Below are 22,667 nucleotides of genomic sequence, written 5' to 3'. Positions count from 1 at the left end.
GGCCCAGGACTCCCGAAGCTGACCCGAAGTGCGAGGTAGGGCTCGATTCCGGTCAGGTCGTCGCTCGGGCGCGGGCAAGTGCGCGATAGACCGTGGACCGGGCGACGTTGAACAGCTCGGCGAGCTCGGCGCTCGTGTGCTTCCCGGCTTGGTGCAGCTCGACGAGGTGGGCTTCCTGGCGCGGGTGAGCTTGGGCTGCTTGCCGCGTAGCCGCCCCTTGGCCTTCGCCGCCTTCATGCCCTCCCTTGTTCGGAGCCGGGTGAGGTCGGCCTCGAATTCGGCGATCATGGCGAGCGCGTTGAACAGCGGCCGGCCGAAGGGGTCGGTGGGGTCGTGCACCGAGCCTCCGATGCTGAGCTTGACCTCCCCGGCCGTGAGCTCGTCGGCGATCGCGGGGCGTCAGGTACCGAGCGGGCGAGCCGGTTGAGCTTGGTGACGACCAGGGTGTCGCCGGCCCGGCACGCGGCGAGGGCCTCGCGCAGCCCGGGCCGGCGTGGTTGGTCCCGGTCAGCCCGTGGTCGACGTGGATCCGCTCGGGCGTGACGTCGAGGGCGGCGAGCGCGTCGCGCTGGACGGTGAGGTCTTGTTCGTCGGTGGAGACCCGGGCGTAGCCGATCAGCAGTCCGCTCACCGCGGGAGTGTCCCAGTTGGCACCCCTTCATCGGGCATTTCACCGGGCGGGCCTTACGGGAATCGCCGAGCAGCAGCGATCTTCAACGCGCGGGCACGGCCGGGTGTCCCGGTGGGGGTTCCTCTGTCGGGACGGTCTCATGCCGGTGTTGTGCGGCCGGTGCTGCGGAATCGACGAATCGGGCTGCCTGTCGGGCTGTCGTGTCGACGGTGAGGGTGAAGACGTCGGGTCGTGCGTAGTGCCCGACGGGGTCGAACTCTCGCCGTGACGTGTGGGCTGCGGCGATGTCGATGTCGGCATAGAGGATGCCCTCCTCGCCGTGCAGCGGCCCGGCCAGCACGGTCCCGTCCGGTCCGATGATCGCGGTGCCGCCCCGCGAGAGGTGGTCCTCCTCGCCGCCGTAGATCGTGTCGCGGCCGGGCAGCCACGCGGGTACGTCGCTGCCGCGCAGGTAGGAGTTGGTGCCGATGACGAATACCCGGCCTTCCTTCGCGATGTGGCGCAGGGTGGCCAGCCAGCAGTCGCTGGTGTCCCAGGTTGGGGCGAGGTGTACGTCGAGGCCGCGGGCGTAGAGCGCCGCCCGGGCGAGGGGCATGTAGTTCTCCCAGCAGATCAGCCCGCCGAGCCGGCCGAATGCGGTGTCCAGGACGGCGAGGGTGGAGCCGTCGCCCTGGCCCCAGATGGTGCGTTCGCCGCCGGTGGGTACGAGTTTGCGGTGCCGGCCGGCGAGCGAGCCGTCGGGTGCGAAGTACAGCAGCGTGTTGTAGAGCGTTCCGCCGCCCTCGCCGCGTTCGTTCACGCCCACGGCCAGCCAGGCCTGCGCGGCCTCGGCCGCCTCGCCCATCCGCTCGGTCGCCGCGGACGGGACGGACACCGCCTCCCGCGCCAGCGCCTCGTAGTACGGGCCGTCGGACCAGGCCGGTGTCCGCCAGACCCAGTCGGGGTAGGTGGGGACGAAGGCCTCGGGGAACACGACGAGGCCCGCACCCTGGGCGGCGGCCTTGGCGGTGAGCTCGACGACCTTCTCGACGGTGGCGTCGCGGTCCAGGAACACCGGGGTGGCCTGGACCGCGGCGGCGAGCACGGTCTGGGTCACTTCACACCCCAGGCGACGATCAGCTCGCAGGGGCCCTCGAAACCGGAGGTGTCTTCGAACCGGGTCAGCTCGGTGTCGATCTCCTGCCAGGCCTGCTCCCGTTCCGGGGGCCGCAGGCCGCTCAGCATCTGGTGCAGTGCACCGAAGGACTCCCGCTCGAACCGGACGCAGTCCGCCGCGGTGGCCATCCGCAATGGTGCCGGCACCGCTTGGGACCCGACCTCGCGGAACCCGGCGGCCCGCAACGCGTCCTCGAGCACGCCGGGGCCGCCGAGGCTGAACGGTCCGGGCTGGCCGGGCGCCGGTGGCGGCAGCTGCGCGCGGCGTCGGATGATCGATACCGGGATGGAGAAGAAGCCGTTGCGGTCCGGGGTGGAGTAGACGATCGCGGCGATCCGCCCACCGAGGCGCAGCGCGCGGTACTGCCCTGCGAGTGCGCCGGGCTGGTCGGGGAAGTAGATCAGGCCGAGTCGGGAGATCACCGCGTCGAAGCTGGCGGGGTCGACATCGAGTCGCTCGCCGTCCAGTTCCTGGGTCGTGACGTTGTCCAGCCCGGCCGCGGAGGCGGCGTCGGCGGCGTGGTCGAGGATGGCCGGGGAGATGTCGGTGGCGAGTACCCGGCCTGAGGGTCCGACGCGGCGTGCCGCGGCGAGTGATTGCCCGCCGGCGCCGGCGGCGACGTCGAGCACGGCGGTACCGCTGGTGATCCTGGCCGCGTCGAGCATCAGGGTGGTCGCCTCTCCGAGCCAGTCCTCCAGGGTCGGGCCCCAGGCGTGCCAGGCGGCGGCCGCGTCCTGCCACTGGGCGCGGGTGGTGTCCTTGTAGCGGGCTGGATCGAAGGTGACGGTCATGGCGTGCTCCTCGCGGATCGGTGGATGATGCTGACCGGAATGGCGCCAGATTCCGACGTGCGGCCGTCAGGATTCGGCACGCGGTTCCGCTAGATCGCACCTGGCGGACCCGAACGCGGGCAGAATCCCGGTCCATGGTCTTCGTGGGCCGCGCCCCCGCGCTGTCCCGCCTGCTCGCCACCATCGAGGAGGCGGCGAGCGGGCCTGCGCGGCTGGTGCTCGTGGCCGGCGAGGCCGGCATCGGCAAGACGACGCTGATCGGCGAGGCGACCGCGCGCAGCGGGTTGCTGGTCGCCTGGGGGACCTGCGCCGACTCCGAGCGGGCTCCGGCGTTTTGGCCCTGGACCTCGGCCGTGCGCGGCCTGCTGACTTCAGTCGGGTCGGCCGCGGCCGAGGTGTTGACCGGGACCGACCCCGCCGAGCTGGCCCGGCTGCTTCCGGAACTGGCCGGCACGGGAGCCGAGGCCGTCGGGTCGCTGGACGCACAATCCGACATCAACACCGACACCGATGCGGCGCGGCTGCGGCTCTTCGACGCCGTCGCCCGCTTTCTGGAACGGCTTGCCCGGCACACACCCGCGGTCGTCGTTCTCGACGACCTGCAGTGGGCCGACGAATCGACCCTGGCACTCCTGCGGTTCGTCGCCCTGCCCTACCGGCCGGTACCGCTGGTGATCATCGGTGCCTACCGGCACGACGAGCTCGGGGTCGATGCCGCCAGCGTCCTGGGCGGGCTGGCCGGGCGCGGGGAACCGGTGCACCTGCACGGGCTGTCGCGTGAGGAGGTGGTCGAGCTGATCACTGACACGGCCGGCGGCGCGGCCGCCGACCGGTGGGCCGCCGAGGTGTACCGGCGCACCGGCGGCCATCCATTCTTCGCCCGCCAGCTCACTGAGCTCCTCGCCGATCCCGCCGCGCCGGCCAGCGCCGTTCCCGCCGCCGCCTTCGACCTGGTGACCCGGCGGGTGGCGCGACTGTCCGCGGACTGCCGGGCATTGGTCGAGGCCGCGGCGGTGGCCGGTAACGAGCTCTTACCCGACGTCCTTGCCGAGGTCTGCGACATCGACCCGGCCACCGTGGCGCTGCTCATCGAGCAAGGCCTGCGCGCGGGTGTCCTGGTCGGCGGCAGCAGCACAGGCGAGGGCGCCGGCGCCCGGACCCGGCTCGCACACGATCTGTTCCGGGAGACCATCGTCGCCGGGCTCCCGCTCCTCGCGCGGCTGCAGCTGCACCACCGCATCGCCGACGCGCTCGAGCACCGCAACGCCCGCGGCGTGGCGGTGGTGCCGGCCGACCTGGCCCGGCACTGCGCTGCGGCCGTCCCGCTCGACGGTGGCGGGCGGGCGATCGCCTGGGCCCGCGTGGCGGCCCGCGCCGAGCGGGCGCGGCTGGCCTTCGGCGAGGCCGCGGCGCACCTCGCCCGCGCCCGGCGGGCCGTGGAGGACGCCGGCGAAGCGGACGCCGGTGCGGTGTTGGTCGACCTGCTCGTCGAGGAGGCCGACGCCCGTACCCGAACCGGCGACCCGGCCGGTCCCCGGCTGCTACTCCAAGACGCCCGGGACCGGGCGGTCGCGCTGGGCGATCCGGAGCGGCTCGGGCGGGTGGCGCTGGGCGTGCAGCGGCTCGGCGCCCGGTTCGCGATGCCCCGCGACGCCGTCATCGACCTGCTCGACACCGCCCGGGTCGCACTACAGGACACCGGCACCGCGCTCGAGGCCCAGCTCACCGCCAGCCTGGCCCGCGAGCTGCACCACTCCGTCCCCGCGCAGCGGGCGCGGGCCCGACCGCTGTCGGAACAGGCGATCGCGCTGGCCCGCACCCTGGACGACCCCGACACCCTGGCCACCTGCCTGCTGGCCCGGCACGACGTGCTCTGGACCGCCGGCCGGGGCGCCGCCCGGATCGACATCGGAGGCGAGATCGCCGAGCTGGCCGCCCGCGTCGGCGACGCGGAGCGGCATGCTGAGGGGCTGCTGCTCACTGCCAACGCGCTGCTCGAGGAGGGATCCACGCGGTTCCGTACGGTGCTGACCGACTTCCTCTACGCCGTCGAACGGTTCGGCCAGCCCCGCTACGACTACATGGCCCTGACTCGCCGCGGCGCCCTGGCCATGATCGACGGTCGGCTCGACGAGGCCGAGCACCTGATCGACGAGGCGAGCGCGTTGGGCGAGCGGATCGGCGAACCCGACACCGGCAACGTCCGGATGTCGCAGCTACTGGGCCTGGTCCGGGCCTGCGGCGAGCCGGCCCGGCTGCGAGCCACCGCCGCCGAGGCGATCAGGTGGTGGGTCGGGGTGCCCTCCCACGCACACGCGGTGGCCGCCGGATTCCTCGCCCTCGCCGGTGAGCCCGCCGACCTCGCCGCCGCCCGCAGAGCCCTCGACACCGTGATGGAACTCGACACATGGCGCGATGACCGGTCCTACCTGTGGTCGGTCTTCGTCGGCGGGATGGCCACCGCCGCAGTCCGCCTGCATGACCGCGGGATCTGCACGCAGCTGCTCGCCGAGCTGGAGCCCATGACCGACTCCTGCGGGGTGAACGGAGCGCTGGTGTGCTTCATGGGCAGCAACGCCCACTGGGCCGGTGTGCTGGCCGGCGCGCTGGGCCGCACCCAGGACGCCCGGCGATGGCTGGAGCAGGCACTGACCGTGCACCAGCGGCTCGGCGCGGCCACCTGGGAAGCCGAGACCAGCGTCGAGCTGGCCCTTCTCGGTACGCACGGGCGCCACGCCGAGCGAGCCGCGCAGCTGGCACTCGATCTGGGCCTGCACGGTCTGGCCGCACGGCTGGCGATCGGGCCGCCATCCGGCCAACCCGAGCCCCCGGACCGCACCGACGCCGAGCTGCGCCGCGAAGGAGAGCTGTGGCGGGTACGCCATCACGGTTCCTCGGCCTACCTGCGCGACCTCAAAGGCCTGGCTGATCTCGCAGTGCTGCTGGCCCGACCCGGCGTCGACGTGCACGTGCTTGAGCTGGCCGGCGCCGGCCATCATGACCGCAACAGCGGAACCCTGCTCGACGCCTCAGCGCGCTCCGCCTACCGCCGCCGCCTCACCGAGCTCGACGACGACCTGGCCACCGCGCACGACCACCACGACATCGGACGGGTCCAGCACCTGGACCGGCAGCGTGCCGCCCTGCTCACCGAGCTGAGCCACGCCGCCGGTCTGGCCGGGCACGCCCGGACACTCGGGACCAGCACCACCGAACGAGCCCGCAAAGCCGTCACCGCCCGGCTGCGGGAGGCCATCCACCGCATCGAGGCCGTGCTCCCCGAGCTCGGCATGCACCTCGACCGATCCGTCGTCACGGGCACGACCTGCCGCTACGAGCCTTCCCAGCGCCTGACCTGGACGCTGTAGCGCCGAAAGTTATCCCAAGCGTTGCCGTCCCATAGAGCGATCGGCTTACGGCACGGTGAGGTCGAGCCGGTGTCCATGTCGAGCCGGAACCGGCCGTAGGGGTTGATGTGGGTCCAGAACAGCGGGCACAGCCCGCGGCGCTCGTCGGCTCCCATCCGGTCGTGAAACGCCGGCGTTTCCAGCACGGTCTGCACGAGCAGCGTGTTGACGTGCACCAACGCCGACTGCAGCAGGTGCAGGGCGAGCATCGAGGTCTCGGCGTGCTCCCGATCGGGGCCGGTGAGATCGCCGTCCTTGCCATAGAAGATCACGGTGTTGCGCGAATTCCAGTTCTCCACCACCTGCAGCCCGCCGTGGACCTCCCGGCGCAGCTCGGGGTTGGCGAGGTAGTCGCAGGCGAAGATGGTGCGTACGGCCCGGCCGAGTTCTTCCAGGGCGGCGTAGGTGGGGTGTTTGGGCCCGCCGCGGGTGAACCGGCGCAGCACCTGCTCGGATTCCGCCGTCTTTCTCTTCATGCGTGCGGGGCGGGCGGGCGCCAACAGTCGGGACTGCCCAGGGCTCGGGCAGAAGCGATCTCACCGCGCTGGACGCGTGACGGCTTCGCGTGGGTGTTCGAGACCGTGGGGGGACACGACCATTACGCGACGGGCTCTACCTGCGGGAACGTATTCAGCTCGGTTGAGCTCTAGGCTAAGCCTCCGACCGGGGCACACGCTGACCGACCGGGAGCTGTGCCTGCCTGAGCCCTGGACCACCGATCGGGACCGCTGTCGAGCGGCCGAGATCCCGGACGAGGTTGAGTTCACCACCAAGCTGCGCCAGGCCTGCGGGGGTGGCTCGAACAGCACGCCGCCGCCTCCATGCTGGCCACCAAATGCAACGACACCCTGATCACCACCGACGCCCACCAACGCCGCGCCGCCGAACTGATCGCTGAACTCCCCACCCGGGCGGTGCTTGCCACGGTTACCTGACGGGTCCACTCTGGGTGCGCAGCGGGGAACGAAGACGGCAAGGGCGAGTCGATGTCTCCGATTCGCGCATACCCCGGGACCGTCAAGGACGACGTCACCGATGACGTCCCAGGGCTCCTCACAGCCGGTATCAGCAGGAGCGGACATCTGGACCGGGCCTGTGGAGGACGCAGACCAGGGGCCGCCAGGTGTCTCCCTGGCGTGACGGAGCGGTGAGAGCACGACGGTCACCCCTTGACACAACCCAAGGAGGCCGCGATGACCACGGCGGATGTCCGGAGCGACGACGCGCGCGGGATCGCGGGCGTCAAGAACGTCGACATGAAGGTCGAGGTGGTCGTCATTCCCGTCTCGGATGTCGACCGCGCGAAGGAGTTCTACGGGAGCCTCGGGTGGCGGCTCGACGCAGACTTCCTCTTCGACAACGGCTTCCGGGTCGTCCAGTTCACGCCGCCCGGCTCGGGGTGCTCGGTTCAATTCGGCAAGAACATCACGTCGGCCGCGCCCGGCTCGGCCCAGGGCCTCTACCTGGTCGTTTCCGACATCCAGGCTGCGCGCGACGGGCTCGTCGCCCGCGGTGTCGAGGTCAGCGAGGTGTTCCACGCCGGGACGCCGGGCGCTCAGTTCCAGCCCGACGGCACGAGCGGTCGCGTCAGCGCGCCCGCGCCCGATCACACCAGCTACGGCTCCTTCGCCACGTTCAGCGACCCGGACGGCAACGGCTGGCTGCTGCAGGAGGTCACGACGCGGCTGCCCGGCCGGATCGACGCCGCTGAGAGGGCATTCGCCTCGACGGCGGACCTGGCGAGCGCGCTCCGGCGTGCCGAGGCCGCCCACGGCGAGCACGAGAAGCGCACCGGGGAACGCGACGCGGACTGGCCCGACTGGTACGCCGAGTACATGGTGGCGGAGCAGGCCGGGACGGAGCTGCCGACGTGAGCGACTATGACGTGATCGTTCTCGGCGGCGGGGCCCCTGGCGAGCATTGCGCTGCGGCGTTGGCTGCGCGCGGGCTGCGTGTCGCCGTCGTCGAGCGAGAGCTGGTCGGCGGCGAGTGCTCCTACTGGGCGTGTATCCCGTCGAAGTCGCTGTTGCGCCCGGGCGAGGCGGTGCAGGGTGCGCGCGAGGCCGGCGCGAGTGCGCAGATCGACGTTGCGGCCGCGCTGGCCTGGCGGGACTTCATGGTGTCGGGCTACTCCGACGCCGGCCAGGAGCGCTGGCTGGCCGACCGGGGCATCAACCTGCTGCGCGGCACGGGCCGGCTGGCCGGCACCGGCGTGGTCGAAGTCGAGGGCGTCCGCCACACCGCGGAGCACATCGTCGTGGCGACCGGCGCAGATCCGATCGTGCCTCCGATCCCGGGACTGCGTGAGCTCGAGGGCGTCTGGGGCACCCGCGAGGCGACGAGCATGAAAGCCGTCCCGGGCCGCCTGCTGGTGCTGGGCGGCGGGTCCGCAGGCGTCGAGGTCGCGCAGGTCGTGCGCCGTCTCGGCGGCGAAGCGGTGCTCATCGAGGGCGCCGGCCGCGTGCTTCCCCGCGAGCCGGCGCCGCTGGGCGACGCGCTCGGCGAGGCGCTGCGCCGGGACGGAATCGAGCTGATGCTCGGGATGCACGCCACCGCCGCGCGACGCGACGGTGACGAGTATGTCCTGCGGTTCGACGGCGGTCCGGACTTGCGGGGCGACCGGCTGCTCGTAGCGACCGGTCGGCGCCCACGCGTGGAGGGGATCGGCCTCGAGACGGTCGGCGTGAAAGCCGACCCCCACGGAATCCGGGTTGACGAGCACATGCGCGCAGGGGAGCGCCTCTGGGCGATCGGCGACGTCACCGGCGTCTGGCCGCTCACCCACGTCGGCGAATACGAGGGCGACGTGGTCGCGGCGAACATCCTTGGCGATGCGCGTGTGGCGAACTACGAAGCCGTTCCGCGGGTCACCTACACCGATCCGCAGGCCGCGGCGGTGGGCGCGGGCGAGGCGGAGTACAGCGCCACCGCGCCCGTGTCGGAGGTGCCGAGGACCGCCACCTACACCCACGCCTATGCCGGATCCAACGGGTTCCTGACGCTGCTCAGCGACGGCGAGCGACTGACCGGCGCCTACGCCCTCGGGCCCGAAGCCGGTGAGTGGCTGCAGCAGGCGACGCTCGCCATCCGCGTACACGTCCCGATCGAGGTACTGAGCGACACGATCCAGCCCTTCCCGAGCTTCTCGGGGATCTACGACGCGGCGTTGAAGGCGCTCCGCATGCAGATCGCGGACATGCCGCGCCCGGCCGGACCGATGGACGCGCAGATGGCGAGCCTGTCGGGGTGAGGAGTCGGTGGGGGATTTCTGCTCGCAAGCGTCGCCGCTGAGCCGGTGATCGGTCGCCGGCAGCACCATTCGGAGGGACCATGGCCAGTGCAGCCGCTCCTGTTTCCACCCAGCGCGAACCGGAACTGGCCGGACAGACCGTCGTCGTGATCGGCGGCAGCGCAGGCATCGGGCTCGAAACAGCTCGAAGGGCCCGGGCTGAGGGTGCCGATGTCATCCTCACCGGCCGTGACCCCGAGCGGCTCGAGCGAGCAGCGCGCGACGTCGACGCGCGGAGCACCGCCGCCTTCGACGCCAACGACGCGGCAGCGCTAAGGCGGTTCTTCGACGGGCTGCCCGACCGGATCGACCACGTGATGATCACGGCCGGCGGTCCGCAATACGGGCCCCTGCTCGAGATGGACTCAGATCAGGTGCGCCACGCGCTCGGCGAGCACGTGGTGCTGGCGCTCGAGGTCGCGCGCAACGCCGTCGGCAGGATGAGGCCTGGGGGCACGCTGCTGCTCATGGGCGGCACCGGCGGACGGCGAATCAGCCGCGACCTCGGGATCGCCTCCGCCGCCACCGCCGCGCTGCCCCCGTTCGCAGCGGCCCTCGCGCTCGAGCTCGCGCCGATTCGCGTCAACCTCATCGCCGCCGGCTTCGTCGACACCCCGCTGTCGGCAGCGCTGCTCGAAGATCGCCTCGAGGAGCGCCGGAACGAGCTGCGGAAGACGCTCCCGATCGCCCGCGTCGTCAGCCCCGCCGACGTCGCCGCGCTCGCCGTCCACATCATGGGCAACACCGCGCTCACCGGCGCGACGTACGACATCGACGGCGGGCAGCAGTTCGTCTCCTGACGAACACACGACACTGAACGGAGGTGCAGATGGAGTAAGTAGCAGTCGGTACGAGTATACGAGCGCGATATCCGTCCGCTGTTCCGCGAGAAGGACGTCGGCGCGATGTCAACGGCGTTCGATGTTGCGTCCTACACCGACGTGCGTGCCACCGCTGACAGAATCGTCGCGACGCTCTCGGATGGTTGATGCGGGGACACCTGAGCCCGACGTCACCGACGTCACCTCCAGTTGACTCACGTGCAGGTCGCGCCCCTACGCCACATGAGGAGAGGCGGTCAAACCAATGCGTTCCGACATCATCCCCGGCGGCGTCTTCCCCGATTACGCGCTGCCCGACCACACCGGCACCGTCCGCATGCTCAGCGAACTCCAGGGCCGTGACCCGTTGATCCTCATGCTGTCGCGGGGCCACTACTGTCCGAAGGAGCACCAACAGCACCTCGAGTTGGCGGCGTTCCAGCCGAAGGTCGCAGTGGCCTACACCCAGATGGTCACGATCTCGACCGACGAGCACCACACGCTTCAGGAGTTCCGCGCGTCGGTCGGCGCCCAATGGACCTTCCTCTCCGACCCGGGGCGGACGATTCAGAAGGATCTCGACATCCAGGAGTACACCGACCCCGAGAACGACCCGATGATTCCGCACACGCTCGTGCTCAAGCCGAATCTGGTAATTCACAGCGTCTACAACGGTTACTGGTTCTGGGGTCGCCCATCGGTCGACGACCTCTGGAGTGACCTGCGCGCGGCGACGCGCGAGAGCCGCCCGGACTGGGATCTGAGCACGCCAGGCTTGCGCGAGGCCTGGGCCGCGGGCGACCGGTCGCCCTTCCACGGATGGGACAGGCGGTCCCGCGAGCCCCTCACCGCGACGTGATGGAGCATCCGCGGAGTGTCATCGGTGCTTTCCTCAGCGTGGCGCCGAGGATGAGGATGTCGCCTAGGCTAAGCCAAGCGTCATCGTCCGCCCTGTGTCGGGTCTGGGCGCGTGAGGAACGACGCAGACCGGCCAAGCGGGTCACGTTGACCGTGGCCCACTGAGCAGCCCGCGACCCGATGCGGCTTCGCGGTGCCCGACCTCCGCGAAGTCCGCAGGGGCGCGTCCAGCGGGGCCGGATCAGGCGCTGTCGGCCAGGCCGCGCAGGCTGCGCTCCAGCGCGGCCCGGAACTCCTGCTCCTGGTCGGAGTTGAATTCCGCGAGCATTCGCCGCTCGAGTTGGTCCACGGCCGCGTGGCAAGCGGCGAGTGTCGCTCGGCCGTTTTCCGTCAAGGACGCGCGCAGGATCCTGCGGTTCGCCGCGTCGGCCGTGCGGCGGATCAGCCCGTCGCGTTCGAGTGTGGCGACGAGCTGGTTCATCGCCTGGGGTGTGACGTAGTGGCGGCGGGCGAGCTGAGCCGAGGAGAGGCCGTCGCGGCGTTCGAGCAGGCTCAGCGCCGTGTACTGGTGCAGGGTCATCCCATGGGGCGCCAGCACTTCCTCCATGCAGGCCCGCTCGGCCATCTCGAGCTGCTTCACGAGGTAGGTCAGCCGGGGACCCGCGTTCGGCGGGGCGGGAGACGGGGAGTCCGCGAGCTCAGTCATGGTTGACAGAGTATCAGGCAACTTGATACAACCTATATAGCAAGGCTCTTGATACGTAACGGGGCGTCGTGCTGAACGAGTGATTCGGATCGTGGGTCGTGCGGCGAGCGCGGACGACGCGGCCGCACGCCCCGCCGCTACATGACAGGCACGCCACCCCACAGGTCGACCTCAGCGTGCGGGGTAAGCCGGCTCGTCCGCGTCCTGTCCGAGCGCGGGGTCTGTACCGGATTGGTCGCGACGGGCGCGACCGTGCACGGCCGACTCAGCCGCGGTCGCGGTCGACCCGGCGCCTGCCCGACGCCGTCGTGTACCACGCCTACCTGATCGCTTGACCCGTGCCCCGAATTCGCGAATGACAGGAGCACCACAATGACCAGCACCGACCACACGCGGGTCCTGCTGCCGCCCTCGTTGCAGTTCGAGCGGCACGGCGCCGAGGACGAGGTGGGCGTACTGCGGCTGTCTCGCACAGCCAAGCGCAACGCCCTCGACGACACCACGGTGCTCGGTCTGGAGGCCTTCTTCGGCGCCCCGCCCACCGGCGTCCGCGCCGTCGTCCTCGACGCCGAGGGCGAGCACTTCTCCGCCGGCCTGGACCTGTCCGAGCTGTCGGAGCGCGACGTGCTGCAGGGGGTCGAGCACTCGAGGATGTGGCACCGCGCCTTCGCAAGCATCGAGTCCGGCACGGTCCCGGTGATCGCAGTGCTCAAGGGTGCGGTCGTGGGCGGCGGACTGGAGCTCGCCTCGGCCACGCATCTGCGGGTGGCCGAGGCCACGGCGTTCTACGCCCTGCCCGAGGGACAGCGGGGCCTGTTCGTCGGCGGCGGCGGCTCGGTGCGGGTGCCGCGCCTCATCGGTGCGCACCGGATGGCCGACATGATGCTCACCGGCCGCGTGCTCAGCGCGCAGGAGGGCCAGGACGTCGGGGTCTCGCACTACCTGACGGGCGCGGGCGAAGGCCTGGCCAAGGCGCTGGAATTGGCGGAGAAGGTGGCGGCGAACTCGCCGGTCACGAACTTCGCCGTGCTGCAGGCGCTGCCGCGGATCGCGCAGGCCAACCCGGCCGAGGGCTACCTGATGGAGTCGTTGATGGCCGCCGTGGCCAGCGGCAGCGACGAGGCCAAATCGCGGATGCGGGCGTTCCTGGAAGGCCGAGCGGCAAAGGTCCAGGGATCGTGAGCGCGATGGAGACGCCGGCGGAGCTGGTTTGGGAGCCTCCGGCCGACGCGCGGGGGACCACCGAGATCGGCCGCTTTCTGACCTGGGTGGAGCGCGAGCGCGGCCTGTGCCTCGACGATTACGCCGCCCTGCACCACTGGTCGGTGACCGACCTCGACGGCTTCTGGTCGGCTATCTGGGAGTTCTACGGGGTCCGCGCGCGCACGCCGTACGAGGCGGTGTTGCGCCGGCGGGAGATGCCAGGTGCGCAGTGGTTCCCCGGGGCAACGCTGAACTACGCCGAGCACGCCGTGGGCCTGGACGCGGACGGAAACGACGCCGAAACCGTTGCTGTGCTGGGGTACTCGCAGACCCGCGAACGGGTGGAGCTGACCTGGGAGCAGTTGCGCGATCAGGTCGCCAGGACCCGGGCCGGTCTGCAGCGGCTGGGGATCGGCCGCGGGGACCGGGTGGTCGCCTACCTGCCGAACATCCCCGAGACGCTGGTGGCCTTCCTGGCCACCGCGAGCCTGGGCGCGGTCTGGGCGAGTTGCGCTCCCGAGTTCGGTGCCCGCAGCGTGATCGACCGCTTCGGACAGGTGGAGCCGAAGGTCCTGCTCGCCGTGGCCGGCTACGGCTACGGCGCCAAGGACGTCGACCGCCGCGCTCAGGTCGCCGAGATCCGCGCCGGGCTGCCCACCGTCGAACACGTCGTGCACGTCCCCTACGGCCCGCACCCCCTTACCGACGTCGTCACCTGGGAGGCACTGCTGGCTGGGCCGGACGGGGAAGGACCCGCCGAGCTGGCCTTCGACCCCGTGCCGTTCGCGCACCCGCTGTGCGTGCTGTTCTCCTCCGGCACCACCGGCAAGCCGAAGGCGATCATCCACTGTCACGGCGGGATCCTGCTGGAGCACCTGAAGAACAACGGCCTGAGCTGGGACCTGCGTGCGGGCGACCGGATCCTGTGGTTCTCCACCACCGCCTGGATGATGTGGAACGCGCTGGTCTCGGGCCTGCTCACCCGCTCGTCGATCGTGATGATCGACGGCAACCCGCTGCACCCCGACCTCACCTGGCAGTGGCGGCTCGCCGAGGAGACCGGCGCCACGCTGATGGGCGCGAGCCCGGGATTCCTCATGGCCTGCCGCAAGGAGGGCGTCACGCCGGCGAAGACCTTCGAGCTGTCGCGGCTGCGGCAGATCGGCGCCGCCGGCAGCCCGCTGCCGCCCGAGGGGTACCGCTGGGTGCGCGAGCAATTCGGCCCGGACGTGCTGCTCAACGTGGGCAGCGGCGGCACCGACGTGTGCTCGGGCATCGTGCAGGGCAGCCCCCTGCAGCCGGTATGGACCGGAGAGATCTCCGGGCCGTGCCTCGGCGTGGACGCCCGCGCCTTCGACGAGCACGGCAACGGCCTCGTCGGCGAGCTGGGCGAGCTGGTGATCACCGCGCCGATGCCGTCCATGCCGGTCGGGTTCTGGGGCGATTCCGACGGAACCCGCTACCGCGACACCTACTTCACCACCTACCCCGGGGTCTGGCGGCACGGCGACTGGATCCGGTTCGCCGAGACCGGTAGCTGCATCATCGCCGGGCGCAGCGACGCCACGCTCAACCGCGGCGGGGTCCGGCTGGGCACCGCCGAGTTCTACCGCGTGGTCGAGGAGCTGCCCGAGGTGCTCGACAGCCTGGTGGTGCACCTGGAGGACCCGGCGGGTGGCAACGGCGAGCTGCTGCTCTACGTCTCCCTGCGGGAGGGCGCTGAGTTCGACGGCGCACTGAGCCGGCGGATCGCCACCGCGCTCCGCACCGAGCTCTCGCCACGGCACATCCCCGACGAGATCGCGGCGGTGCCGGTGGTGCCGCATAACCGGACCGGGAAGAAACTGGAGCTGCCGGTGAAGAAGATTCTGCTCGGGGCGGAGCCGGACGAGGTCGCGAGCCGCGACGTGCTGGCCGACCCGACCTCCCTCGACTCCTTCGTTGCCCTGGCCGCAAGGCGGAGGGCCCGATGAACCCGGCCGAGGTGCGGCGGGTGGCCGTCGTCTCGACAGGTGTCATCGGCGGGAGCTGGGCCGCACACTTCCTCGCACACGGGCTCGACGTCACCGCGACCGATCCCGGAACCGGCGCGGAGGAACGGCTTCGGGCCGACGTCGCCGCGCACTGGCCGGTGCTGGAGCGGATGGGACTCGCCCACGGCGCCTCGCCGGACCGACTCACCTTCGTCGCCGACCCGGCCGAGGCGGTGGCCGACGCCGACTTCGTGCAGGAGAACGGCCCGGAGCGTGAGGACGTCAAGCACGCTCTGTTCGCGGTGCTCGACGAAGCGACCCGCGCGGACGTGGTGCTGGCCAGCAGCTCGTCGGGGCTGCTGCCCAGCGCCATCGCCCGGGGCTGCCCGGCACACCCGGAGCGGGTGGTGGTCGGGCACCCGTTCAACCCGCCGCACCTGATCCCACTTGTGGAGGTCGTGCCGGGAGAGAGGACCGCGGAGCAGGCCGTCGAGCGGGCCATGGCCTTCTACACCGCGGTCGGCAAGCGTCCGATCCGGCTGCGCCAAGAGCTGCCCGGCCACGTTGCGAACCGGCTGCAGGCCGCACTCTGGCAGGAGGCCTACTCGCTCGTCGACCGCGGCGTCGCCTCGGTCGCCGACATCGACACCGCGATCTCCCAGGGCCCCGGGCTGCGCTGGGCCGTGCTCGGGCCGTTCGCCAACCAGCACCTGTCCGGGGGAACCGGCGGCATCGCCCACGTCCTGGAGCATCTCGGCCCGCCCACCGAGGCGTGGTGGCGCGACCTGCGCTCCGTCAAGCTCACCCCCGAGCTGGTCGCCAAGCTGGTCGCAGGGGTGGACGACGAGCTCGCCGGCGTCGACCGGTCCGAGCTCGTCGAACGCCGCGATGCCGTCCTGCACGCCCTGCTCGCCGCCAAGAACGACGTCGACCTGCCCTGACCCGACAGGTCGCGGACCCCGCCGGAAAGGGAATCGGGTTCGGGGCAGCTCGTCAGCCTCCGTCGGTGAGCGCGGCGAGGGCCCGCCGGACCACGTTTCGAAAGACATCGCCGGGGGCTAGGAGTGGACCAGCATCCGCGCTCGAACGCCTCGGCGGCGCGATGGCAATCCTGCAGGACCTCCCGGGCCAGCGACCCGGCGTGGGCACAGGGCTTGCTCTACCTCGGCGTGCTGCCGCAGCTCGACCCCGCTTGACCAGGTACTTCAGGCGCGGGGCGACGGGTGCGGCATCCGCAGACCTGCTTGACAGAATAGCAAGCAGATTGATATAAAGCTCCTTGTTATCAAGATGGTTAACACGACGGCGCGAATGCGCGGTCGTGCCTCGAGGAAGAGGGGTCGGCCATGGCGACTTCGAGACAGCACATTGGCGACGCACCCGCTGTGTCTGGGGTCGTGGCGTGACCGCGCTGGACCTTGCCGCGCTCGCGGCGATCGACGTGCACGTGCACGTCGAGTCCGACGGCCACGGCCACTGCGCGCTCGACGACGAGCTGATGGACGCCTCCGCCGCCTACTTCCGGTCGAGCGAGAACCGCACCCCGAGCGTCGCCGACATCGCCGCGTACTACCGCGCCCGCTCGATCGCCGCGGTGGTGTTCACCGTCGACGCCGGAGGCGCCACCGGTCACCCGGCCCTTTCCAGCGAACAGATCGCCGACGAGGCAGCCGCCCATCCGGACGTCCTGATCCCGTTCGGCTCGGTCGACCCGACGCGAGGGGCCGAAGCTGTACGACGGGCCCGCCGGCTGGTCACCGAGCACGGTGTCCGCGGGTTCAAGTTCCACCCCAGCCTGCAGGGCTTCGCACCGAACGACCCCACTCACTACCCGCTCTACGCAGCGCTCGAGGAGCTGGGCGTGCCCGCCCTGTTCCACACCGGACAGACCGGCATCGGGGCCGGCCTGCCCGGCGGACGCGGCATCAAGCTGCGCTACTCCGCGCCGATGCTGCTCGACGACGTCGCCGCCGACTTCCCCAACCTGACGATCATCATGGCGCACCCATCGGTTCCCTGGCAGGACGAGGCGATCTCCATCGCCACCCACAAGGCCAACGTCTACATCGACCTCTCCGGGTGGTCACCGAAGTACTTTCCGCCGCAGCTCGTGCGCGCGGCCAACTCGCTGCTCAAGCACAAGGTTCTGTTCGGGTCGGACTATCCGCTCATCACCCCCGACCGGTGGCTCGCCGACTTCGCGAAGCTGGAGATCAAGGACGACGTGCGGCCACTCGTCCTCAAGGACAACGCCGTTCGCGTGCTGGGTCTGGCGCCGTGACCGCCGTTGTCCCCGACCTCTACTCCTGTGACCAGTACCGGTTCTCCGACGCGCTCACCGACGCCGAGCGGGCGGTCCTCGCCCGGTTGCGGACGGTGCTGGACGTGCGGGTCCGGCCGCTGCTCGACGAGTACTGGGAGAAGGGCGAGTTCCCCCACCAGGTGATGCCCGATCTCGTCGGGCTGGACCTGATGGAGCCGAAGGAGATCCTCGCGACTGGCGCCGAACCGAGTGCGCTCTACGGCGACCGAGCTCGACCCGAAGGTGCGCACGTTCGCCCTCACCGGCGTGTTCGCGTTGACCGAGCCCGACCACGGGTCGGATATCGCCCGCGGACTGGCCACCTCCGTGCGCCGCGTCGGAAACGAATGGGTGATCAACGGCGCCAAACGCTGGATCGGCGGCGCCGACACCGCCGACGTGCTCGCCGTCTTCGCCCGCGACGAGGCAAACGGCCAGGTCAAGGCCTTCCTCGTGCCCCGGGAGGCCGCGGGCGTGCGCCTGACGAAGATCTACGGCAAGACCGCGCTGCGCATGATGCAGAACGCCGACATCGTCCTCGACGGGGTCCGGGTCGACGAGTCCGCCCGGCTCGGGAGCATCAACTCCTTCCGCGACGTGGCCGAGCTGCTGCGCCGCATGCGCTCGGACGTCGCGTGGATCGCCTGCGGGGTCCAGGCGGGCGCGTACGAGGCGGCGCTGCGCTACACCGGCCGGCGCGTCCAGTTCGGCCGGCCGGTGGCCGGCTTTCAGCTCGTCCAGGAGAAGTTGGCCCGCATGCTGGCCAACCTGACGGCCTCGCTCGGCATCGCGGTCCGGCTGACCCAGTTGCAGGACCGCGGGATCTACCGCGACGAGGACTCCGCGCTAGCCAAGATGGCCACGAGCCTGCACATGCGCGAGACCGTGGCGCTCGCCCACGAGGTCGTGGGCGGCAACGGCATCACCCTCGAGACGGACGTCGCGCGGTTCCACGCCGACGCCGAGGCCGTCTACTCCTACGAGGGCACCCACGAGATCAACGCCCTCGTCGTCGGCCGGTCGGTCACCGGCCTCAGCGCCTTCACCCGATAACACTTCACAGGTCAGGAGCAGTTCCGTGAAAGTATCCGGCCCTTCCCACGCCGCCGACACCGGCGCACCCGACGAGCGGCGCCGCGAGTACCGCCGCGTCCTGCTCTCCAGCTATCTCGGCACCACGATCGAGTTCTACGACTTCCTGCTCTACGGCACCGCGTCCGCGGTGGTGTTTCCCGCCGTGTTCTTCTCCGGGCTCGACCCGTTCACCGCCGTCATCTTCTCCTTCGGCACCTTCGCCGCCGGCTACCTCGCCCGCCCGCTGGGCGGGGTGATCTTCGGGCACTTCGGCGACCGGCTCGGTCGCAAGAAGATGCTGGTCATCACCATGCTCGTGATGGGGGTCGCCTCGTTCCTCATCGGCCTGGTGCCCAGCGCGGCGACGATCGGCGGCTGGGCCGCGGTCATCCTGGTGCTGCTGCGCGTCGCGCAGGGCATCGCCGTCGGCGGCGAGTGGGGCGGCGCCTCCCTGATGGCCCTGGAGCACTCCGACGGCGAACGGCGGGGCCTCGCCGCGTCGTTCGTCAACGCCGGCGCCCCGTCCGGCGCGGTGCTGGGCAGCCTGATGCTCGGGCTGTTCTCGCTGCTACCCGCGGACCAGTTCCTCGCCTGGGGGTGGCGCATCCCGTTCCTGCTGTCGGCGGTTCTGCTGCTGCTGGGCATGTGGGTGCGTAGCCGGGTGTCGGAGAGCCCGGTCTTCAAGGCGGCGCTCGCCGAGCTCGAGGCCCAGGAACACGTCCGTCAGCCGCTGCCGCTGTGGTCGGTGCTACGCCGACCCCGAGCGCTGATCCTGACCACGCTGGGAGCCTGTGCCGCGTTCGCGTTCCAGGTCACGATGGCCACCTTCGCCCAGTCCTACGCGCTGCAGAACGGCGCGACCCGCCCCCAGGTGCTGCTCGGGTTCGCGGTCGCCTCGTTCCTGGCGATCTTCGGGGTCCTGCTCGCGGGCAGGTTGTCCGACCGGTTCGGTCGGCGCCCCGTGCTGGTGGCCGGCATCGTCGGGTGGGCGGCGCTCGCGTTCCCGATGTTCGGGCTGTGGGGTTCGGGCAACGCGGTGCTGATCGCGCTCGGGTTCGTGATCGGCCTGCAGCTGCAGTCGCTGATCTACGGCCCGCTCGGGGCGTTCATCTCCGAGCAGTTCGGCACCAAATCCCGGTACACCGGCGCCTCCCTGGGCTACCAGCTCGCGACACTGCTCGGCGGCGGCTTCACCCCGGCGATCCTCGCCACCCTGTTCCGCAACAGCGGCGGCCAGGTCGCGCCGGTGGTGATCTTCCTGATCGTCATAGGCCTCATCAGCACCGTGGCCGTCCTCGTGATCCGCGAGGGACGCAGCAACGACCTCCACACCGTCGAGCACTGACCTCCACGCCGATGATCACGTCTCCCGAAAGGCGTCGACGATGAACAACCAGGGAATCGGCACGTGGATCCACCGCCGCCGCGTCAAGTCGGCGGGTCGGGTGGCACTCGTCCACGGCGGTGTCGGCATTGCCTACGAGCAGCTCGCCGAGCGGATCGACCGACTCGCGAATGGCTTGGCGCAGCGGGGGATCGGCGAGGGTGACCGGGTCGCCTACCTCGGTGAGAACCACCCGTCCTTCCTGGAGACCCTCTTCGCCGCCGGTCTGCTGGGCGCGGTGTTCGTTCCGCTGAACACCCGCCTGGCCCCTCCGGAGATCCGGCACGCGCTGTCCGACTCCGGCGCGAGGATCCTCGTGCACGGCCCAGAGCTGACGGACGCCGCGACGGTGGGTAGCGCCGGTACCTCTGTCACGCACCGTCTCGTCACCTCGGACGACGATCCGCCCACCGGTGACGTCGGGGGGCCCGTGGTCGTGGTGGAGTCCCTCGACGCCGTCGTCGCCGCGTCCGCGGCGGACCACCGGGACGTCCCGGTCGGGCTGACCGACCCGGCGATGATCCTCTACACCTCCGGCACCACCGGCCGGCCCAAGGGGGCGCTGCTGACCCACGGCAACGTCACCTGGAACTGCATGAACGTCCTGGTCGACTACGACGTCACCGGCGACACGGTGGCGCTGATGATCTCACCGATGTTCCACGTCGCCTCGCTGACGATGGGCGTCCTGCCCACCCTGCTCAAGGGCGGGACCGTCGTCCTGGAGGCCCGCTTCGACCCGGCGCAGGTGCTGAAGCTGATCGAGCAGCACCGCGTCACCAGCATGAGCGGTGTCCCCACCACCTACCAGATGCTCAGCGAGCACCCTGCGTGGGCGAGCACGGACCTCGGGTCGCTGCGCACCCTGACCTGCGGCGGCTCCGCCGTGCCCCTACGGGTGATCGACGCCTACGAGGAGCGGGGGCTGGCCTTCACCGGCGGCTACGGCATGACCGAGACGGCCCCGGGCGCTACCAGCCTGCAACCGCGGTACTCCCGCGCCAAGGCGGGCTCGGCCGGCCTTCCGCACTTCTTCACCGACGTCCGGATCGTCGACGCCAACGGCGAGATCGCACCGGCAGGCCGGGCCGGGGAGATCCAGATCCAGGGACCCAACGTCATCCCCGGGTACTGGCAGCGGCCCGACGCCACCGCGGAGTCGTTCGCCGACGGGACCTGGTTCCGCTCCGGCGACATCGGCCACGTCGACGACGACGGCTTCCTCCACATCTCCGACCGCCTCAAGGACATGATCATCGCCGGTGGGGAGAACGTCTACCCCGCGGAGATCGAACAGATCATCATGGAGCTCGACGCCGTCAGCGGCGTGGCCGTTGTCGGCGTCCCCGACCGGCGCTGGGGCGAGGTTCCGCACGCGTTCATCCAGCTCAAGGACGGCCGCACCCTGGCCGAGGGCGCGATCCAGCAGCACCTGGACGGCCGGCTGGCCCGGTACAAGATCCCCAGGACGGTCGTCGTCGTCGACGAGTTGCCGCGGACGCCGACCGGGAAGATCCGCAAGCAGGACCTCCGCAAGACCCCTGAGACACCGCAGGCGTGACCAAGAGGAGACCAATGACGCGTGCCCGAGTAGGGATCGTCGGGGCCGGCCCAGCGGGTTGATGTTTTCGCACCTGCTGCACCTGCGCGGGGTGGAGTCGGTGGTGCTGGACCTACGCACCCGTGAGGACATCGAGCAGACGATCAAGGCCGGTGTGTTGGAGCAGGGCACGGTGGACCTGATGACGGCGACCGGGGTGGGGGATCGGCTGCGCCGCGACGGGTTCGTCCACCACGGCATCAACCTGGCCTTCGGCGGGGAGATGCACCGGATCAACCTGTTCGAGGCCTCGGGCGGCCGAGCCGTGACGGTCTACGCCCAGCACGAGGTGCTCAAGGACCTCATCGCGAAGAGGTTGGACGACGGTGGCGACGTCCGATTCGGGGTCACCGACACCAGCGTCGACGGCATTCGACGGCGATCGGCCCACGGTCCGGTTCACTCACGTGGGGCAGGAACAGACCCTCGAGTGTGACTTCGTCATCGGCGCCGACGGCTCCCGCACGTCCACACCACATAGGCCGCCGCTGCGGCCGATGTGCGGCGCGACGGAGCGGCCTCGGCAGCGCCGTACCCGTCGTCGATCAAGGCCGCCAGGCCTTCCACGCGGATCACCGGCCCGGCGCGGCAACCCGGCCCGGTACTGCCAGGACGGCAAGACCTGGGGGGCCCAGGAGCTGAGCTGCAAGGCGGCCGAGGCCGCCTACCTGGCCGTGGCGTCCCCGCAGCCCGAGGACCCGGCCCTCACCCCGGCCGCGGTCGACGCGCTCGGCGACCGGCTCGCCGCTGCGGGAGGTCCTGGATGCCGTGCTCACCGTCCGCGGCCAGGTCGAGACGCAGACCCGCGCCGCGCTCGCCGCGCGGGACGCCGCGCAGGCGGCTACCGCGCTGGCCGACCGCCTCACCCGCGCCATCACGCTGAAGAGGTGGCGGTCGGAAGTCGGACGCCCTGTGCGATGCGGAATCCGGTGTTTCCGGTGGAGCTGTCGGGTTCGCTGGCGCTGCGTGCGTCGACCCGGTAGCGGGTGCAGTAGGAGGCGTGGCAGAGGTAGGAGCCTCCGCGCATCACGCGGTGGGTGCCGCGGACCGGTCCGACCGGGTCCCTGACCGGGCTGTGCGCGTAGTAGGTGGAGGCGAACCAGTCGGCGCACCATTCCCAGACGTTGCCGGTGACGTTGTGCAGGCCGAAGCGGTTGGGCGGGTAGGCATCGACGGGTGCGGTCCCGGCGTAGCCGTCGGCGTAGGTGTTCTCGTTGGGGAATCGGCCCTGGAAGACGTTCATCCGGTGTCGGCCGCCGGGCTCGAGAAGGCTGCCCCAAGGGAAGGGCTGGCCGACGAGCCCACCGCGGGCGGCGTATTCCCACTCGGCTTCTGTGGGCAGCCGGGTGCCGTCCCATGCGCAGAAGGCCATGGCGTCGTTCCAGGAGACGTGGACGACGGGGTGGTCCTCCCGCCCGGTGAGGTGGGAGTCAGGACCCTCTGGATGTTCCCAGTTCGCGCCGTGGACCTGC

General features: G+C 71.0%; 18 protein-coding genes and 1 pseudogene. 13 read left to right on the top strand and 6 right to left on the bottom strand.

Features of this window, described 5'->3' with window-relative positions; all coding sequences use genetic code 11:
• Nucleotides 1-52: 52 nt before the first annotated feature.
• The 3 genes and pseudogenes from JWP64_RS31775 to JWP64_RS29880 all read right to left on the bottom strand — a co-directional run bounded on the left by JWP64_RS31775 (nucleotide 53) and on the right by JWP64_RS29880 (nucleotide 2,578).
• Nucleotides 53-631 (bottom strand): annotated as a pseudogene (locus JWP64_RS31775) (recombinase family protein).
• 82 nt (nucleotides 632-713) lie between these two features.
• Nucleotides 714-1,727 (bottom strand): carbon-nitrogen hydrolase family protein, encoded by a 1,014-nt coding sequence (locus JWP64_RS29885; protein ID WP_297503604.1) that lies wholly within the window; start codon nucleotides 1,725-1,727, stop codon nucleotides 714-716.
• Nucleotides 1,724-2,578: a class I SAM-dependent methyltransferase gene (locus tag JWP64_RS29880; RefSeq protein ID WP_297503602.1), complete on the bottom strand. Its 855-nt coding sequence runs from the start codon at nucleotides 2,576-2,578 to the stop codon at nucleotides 1,724-1,726. Before JWP64_RS29880 ends, JWP64_RS29885 begins: the two co-directional genes overlap by 4 nt.
• 134 nt (nucleotides 2,579-2,712) lie before the next feature.
• Between JWP64_RS29880 and JWP64_RS29875 the strand changes: the two genes are divergently transcribed.
• Nucleotides 2,713-5,946 (top strand): AAA family ATPase, encoded by a 3,234-nt coding sequence (locus JWP64_RS29875; RefSeq protein ID WP_297503600.1) that lies wholly within the window; start codon nucleotides 2,713-2,715, stop codon nucleotides 5,944-5,946.
• On the opposite strand, the gene JWP64_RS29870 is transcribed toward JWP64_RS29875, so the two are convergent.
• Nucleotides 5,910-6,461, bottom strand: a complete 552-nt coding sequence (locus tag JWP64_RS29870; RefSeq protein WP_297503597.1) for a Tn3 family transposase — start codon at nucleotides 6,459-6,461, stop codon at nucleotides 5,910-5,912. The two genes, JWP64_RS29875 and JWP64_RS29870, sit on opposite strands and share 37 nt — an antisense overlap.
• A gap of 717 nt (nucleotides 6,462-7,178) precedes the next feature.
• Between JWP64_RS29870 and JWP64_RS29865 the strand changes: the two genes are divergently transcribed.
• From JWP64_RS29865 to JWP64_RS29850, 4 genes are all read left to right on the top strand, one after another.
• Entirely contained in the window at nucleotides 7,179-7,859 is a 681-nt protein-coding gene (locus JWP64_RS29865; RefSeq protein WP_297503595.1) for a VOC family protein, read from the top strand.
• Complete coding sequence (locus JWP64_RS29860) at nucleotides 7,856-9,235, top strand: NAD(P)/FAD-dependent oxidoreductase (protein ID WP_297503593.1); 1,380 nt, start codon at nucleotides 7,856-7,858, stop codon at nucleotides 9,233-9,235. Before JWP64_RS29865 ends, JWP64_RS29860 begins: the two co-directional genes overlap by 4 nt.
• Before the next feature lie 80 nt (nucleotides 9,236-9,315).
• Complete coding sequence (locus JWP64_RS29855) at nucleotides 9,316-10,074, top strand: SDR family oxidoreductase (RefSeq protein ID WP_297503591.1); 759 nt, start codon at nucleotides 9,316-9,318, stop codon at nucleotides 10,072-10,074.
• Between the two features lie 286 nt (nucleotides 10,075-10,360).
• Nucleotides 10,361-10,954 (top strand): redoxin domain-containing protein, encoded by a 594-nt coding sequence (locus JWP64_RS29850; RefSeq protein WP_297503589.1) that lies wholly within the window; start codon nucleotides 10,361-10,363, stop codon nucleotides 10,952-10,954.
• Between the two features lie 240 nt (nucleotides 10,955-11,194).
• Here the strand turns inward: JWP64_RS29850 and JWP64_RS29845 are convergent, their stop codons facing one another.
• Nucleotides 11,195-11,593, bottom strand: coding sequence for a MarR family transcriptional regulator (locus JWP64_RS29845; protein ID WP_297503587.1), 399 nt, complete (start codon nucleotides 11,591-11,593; stop codon nucleotides 11,195-11,197).
• Nucleotides 11,594-12,031: 438 nt separating this feature from the next.
• On the opposite strand from JWP64_RS29845, the gene JWP64_RS29840 reads away from it, so the two are divergent.
• The 8 genes from JWP64_RS29840 to JWP64_RS29805 all read left to right on the top strand — a co-directional run bounded on the left by JWP64_RS29840 (nucleotide 12,032) and on the right by JWP64_RS29805 (nucleotide 21,631).
• Nucleotides 12,032-12,841, top strand: coding sequence for a crotonase/enoyl-CoA hydratase family protein (locus JWP64_RS29840; protein WP_297503586.1), 810 nt, complete (start codon nucleotides 12,032-12,034; stop codon nucleotides 12,839-12,841).
• A gap of 5 nt (nucleotides 12,842-12,846) precedes the next feature.
• Nucleotides 12,847-14,835, top strand: coding sequence for an acetoacetate--CoA ligase (locus tag JWP64_RS29835; protein WP_297503607.1), 1,989 nt, complete (start codon nucleotides 12,847-12,849; stop codon nucleotides 14,833-14,835).
• Nucleotides 14,832-15,776, top strand: coding sequence for a 3-hydroxyacyl-CoA dehydrogenase NAD-binding domain-containing protein (locus JWP64_RS29830; protein ID WP_297503585.1), 945 nt, complete (start codon nucleotides 14,832-14,834; stop codon nucleotides 15,774-15,776). The genes JWP64_RS29835 and JWP64_RS29830 overlap by 4 nt, the downstream gene beginning before the upstream one ends.
• 470 nt (nucleotides 15,777-16,246) lie before the next feature.
• Complete coding sequence (locus JWP64_RS29825) at nucleotides 16,247-17,116, top strand: amidohydrolase family protein (RefSeq protein WP_297503605.1); 870 nt, start codon at nucleotides 16,247-16,249, stop codon at nucleotides 17,114-17,116.
• Nucleotides 17,117-17,380: 264 nt separating this feature from the next.
• The gene (locus JWP64_RS29820) at nucleotides 17,381-18,190 is read left to right on the top strand and encodes an acyl-CoA dehydrogenase family protein (RefSeq protein ID WP_297503583.1); all 810 of its coding nucleotides are present in this window, start codon (nucleotides 17,381-17,383) and stop codon (nucleotides 18,188-18,190) included.
• 25 nt (nucleotides 18,191-18,215) lie between these two features.
• Complete coding sequence (locus JWP64_RS29815; RefSeq protein WP_297503582.1) at nucleotides 18,216-19,556, top strand: MFS transporter; 1,341 nt, start codon at nucleotides 18,216-18,218, stop codon at nucleotides 19,554-19,556.
• Nucleotides 19,557-19,596: 40 nt separating this feature from the next.
• Entirely contained in the window at nucleotides 19,597-21,156 is a 1,560-nt protein-coding gene (locus tag JWP64_RS29810) for a long-chain fatty acid--CoA ligase (RefSeq protein WP_297503580.1), read from the top strand.
• A 61-nt stretch (nucleotides 21,157-21,217) separates the two neighbouring features.
• Complete coding sequence (locus JWP64_RS29805) at nucleotides 21,218-21,631, top strand: FAD-dependent monooxygenase (protein ID WP_297503578.1); 414 nt, start codon at nucleotides 21,218-21,220, stop codon at nucleotides 21,629-21,631.
• 438 nt (nucleotides 21,632-22,069) lie between these two features.
• Here JWP64_RS29805 and JWP64_RS29800 read toward each other — a convergent pair.
• A partial coding sequence (locus tag JWP64_RS29800; protein ID WP_297503576.1) for an SUMF1/EgtB/PvdO family nonheme iron enzyme occupies nucleotides 22,070-22,667 on the bottom strand: 598 nt, incomplete at its 5' end.

The organism is Pseudonocardia sp. (assembly GCF_025465255.1).
GTDB lineage: Bacteria > Actinomycetota > Actinomycetes > Mycobacteriales > Pseudonocardiaceae > Pseudonocardia.
The sequence above is the reverse complement of the archived record's forward strand: the minus strand, read 5'-3'. Positions and strand labels throughout refer to the sequence as shown.

Bases quoted from the DNA above. Each gene is read 5' to 3' on its own strand.
- JWP64_RS29875 (WP_297503600.1), top strand. From the start codon at position 2,713: ATGGTCTTCGTGGGCCGCGCCCCCGCGCTGTCCCGCCTGCTCGCCACC.
- JWP64_RS29850 (WP_297503589.1), top strand. From the start codon at position 10,361: ATGCGTTCCGACATCATCCCCGGCGGCGTCTTCCCCGATTACGCGCTG.
- JWP64_RS29805 (WP_297503578.1), top strand. From the start codon at position 21,218: ATGTTTTCGCACCTGCTGCACCTGCGCGGGGTGGAGTCGGTGGTGCTG.
- JWP64_RS29840 (WP_297503586.1), top strand. From the start codon at position 12,032: ATGACCAGCACCGACCACACGCGGGTCCTGCTGCCGCCCTCGTTGCAG.
- JWP64_RS29810 (WP_297503580.1), top strand. From the start codon at position 19,597: ATGAACAACCAGGGAATCGGCACGTGGATCCACCGCCGCCGCGTCAAG.
- JWP64_RS29835 (WP_297503607.1), top strand. From the start codon at position 12,847: ATGGAGACGCCGGCGGAGCTGGTTTGGGAGCCTCCGGCCGACGCGCGG.
- JWP64_RS29865 (WP_297503595.1), top strand. From the start codon at position 7,179: ATGACCACGGCGGATGTCCGGAGCGACGACGCGCGCGGGATCGCGGGC.
- JWP64_RS29830 (WP_297503585.1), top strand. From the start codon at position 14,832: ATGAACCCGGCCGAGGTGCGGCGGGTGGCCGTCGTCTCGACAGGTGTC.
- JWP64_RS29880 (WP_297503602.1), bottom strand. From the start codon at position 2,578: ATGACCGTCACCTTCGATCCAGCCCGCTACAAGGACACCACCCGCGCC.
- JWP64_RS29855 (WP_297503591.1), top strand. From the start codon at position 9,316: ATGGCCAGTGCAGCCGCTCCTGTTTCCACCCAGCGCGAACCGGAACTG.
- JWP64_RS29870 (WP_297503597.1), bottom strand. From the start codon at position 6,461: ATGAAGAGAAAGACGGCGGAATCCGAGCAGGTGCTGCGCCGGTTCACC.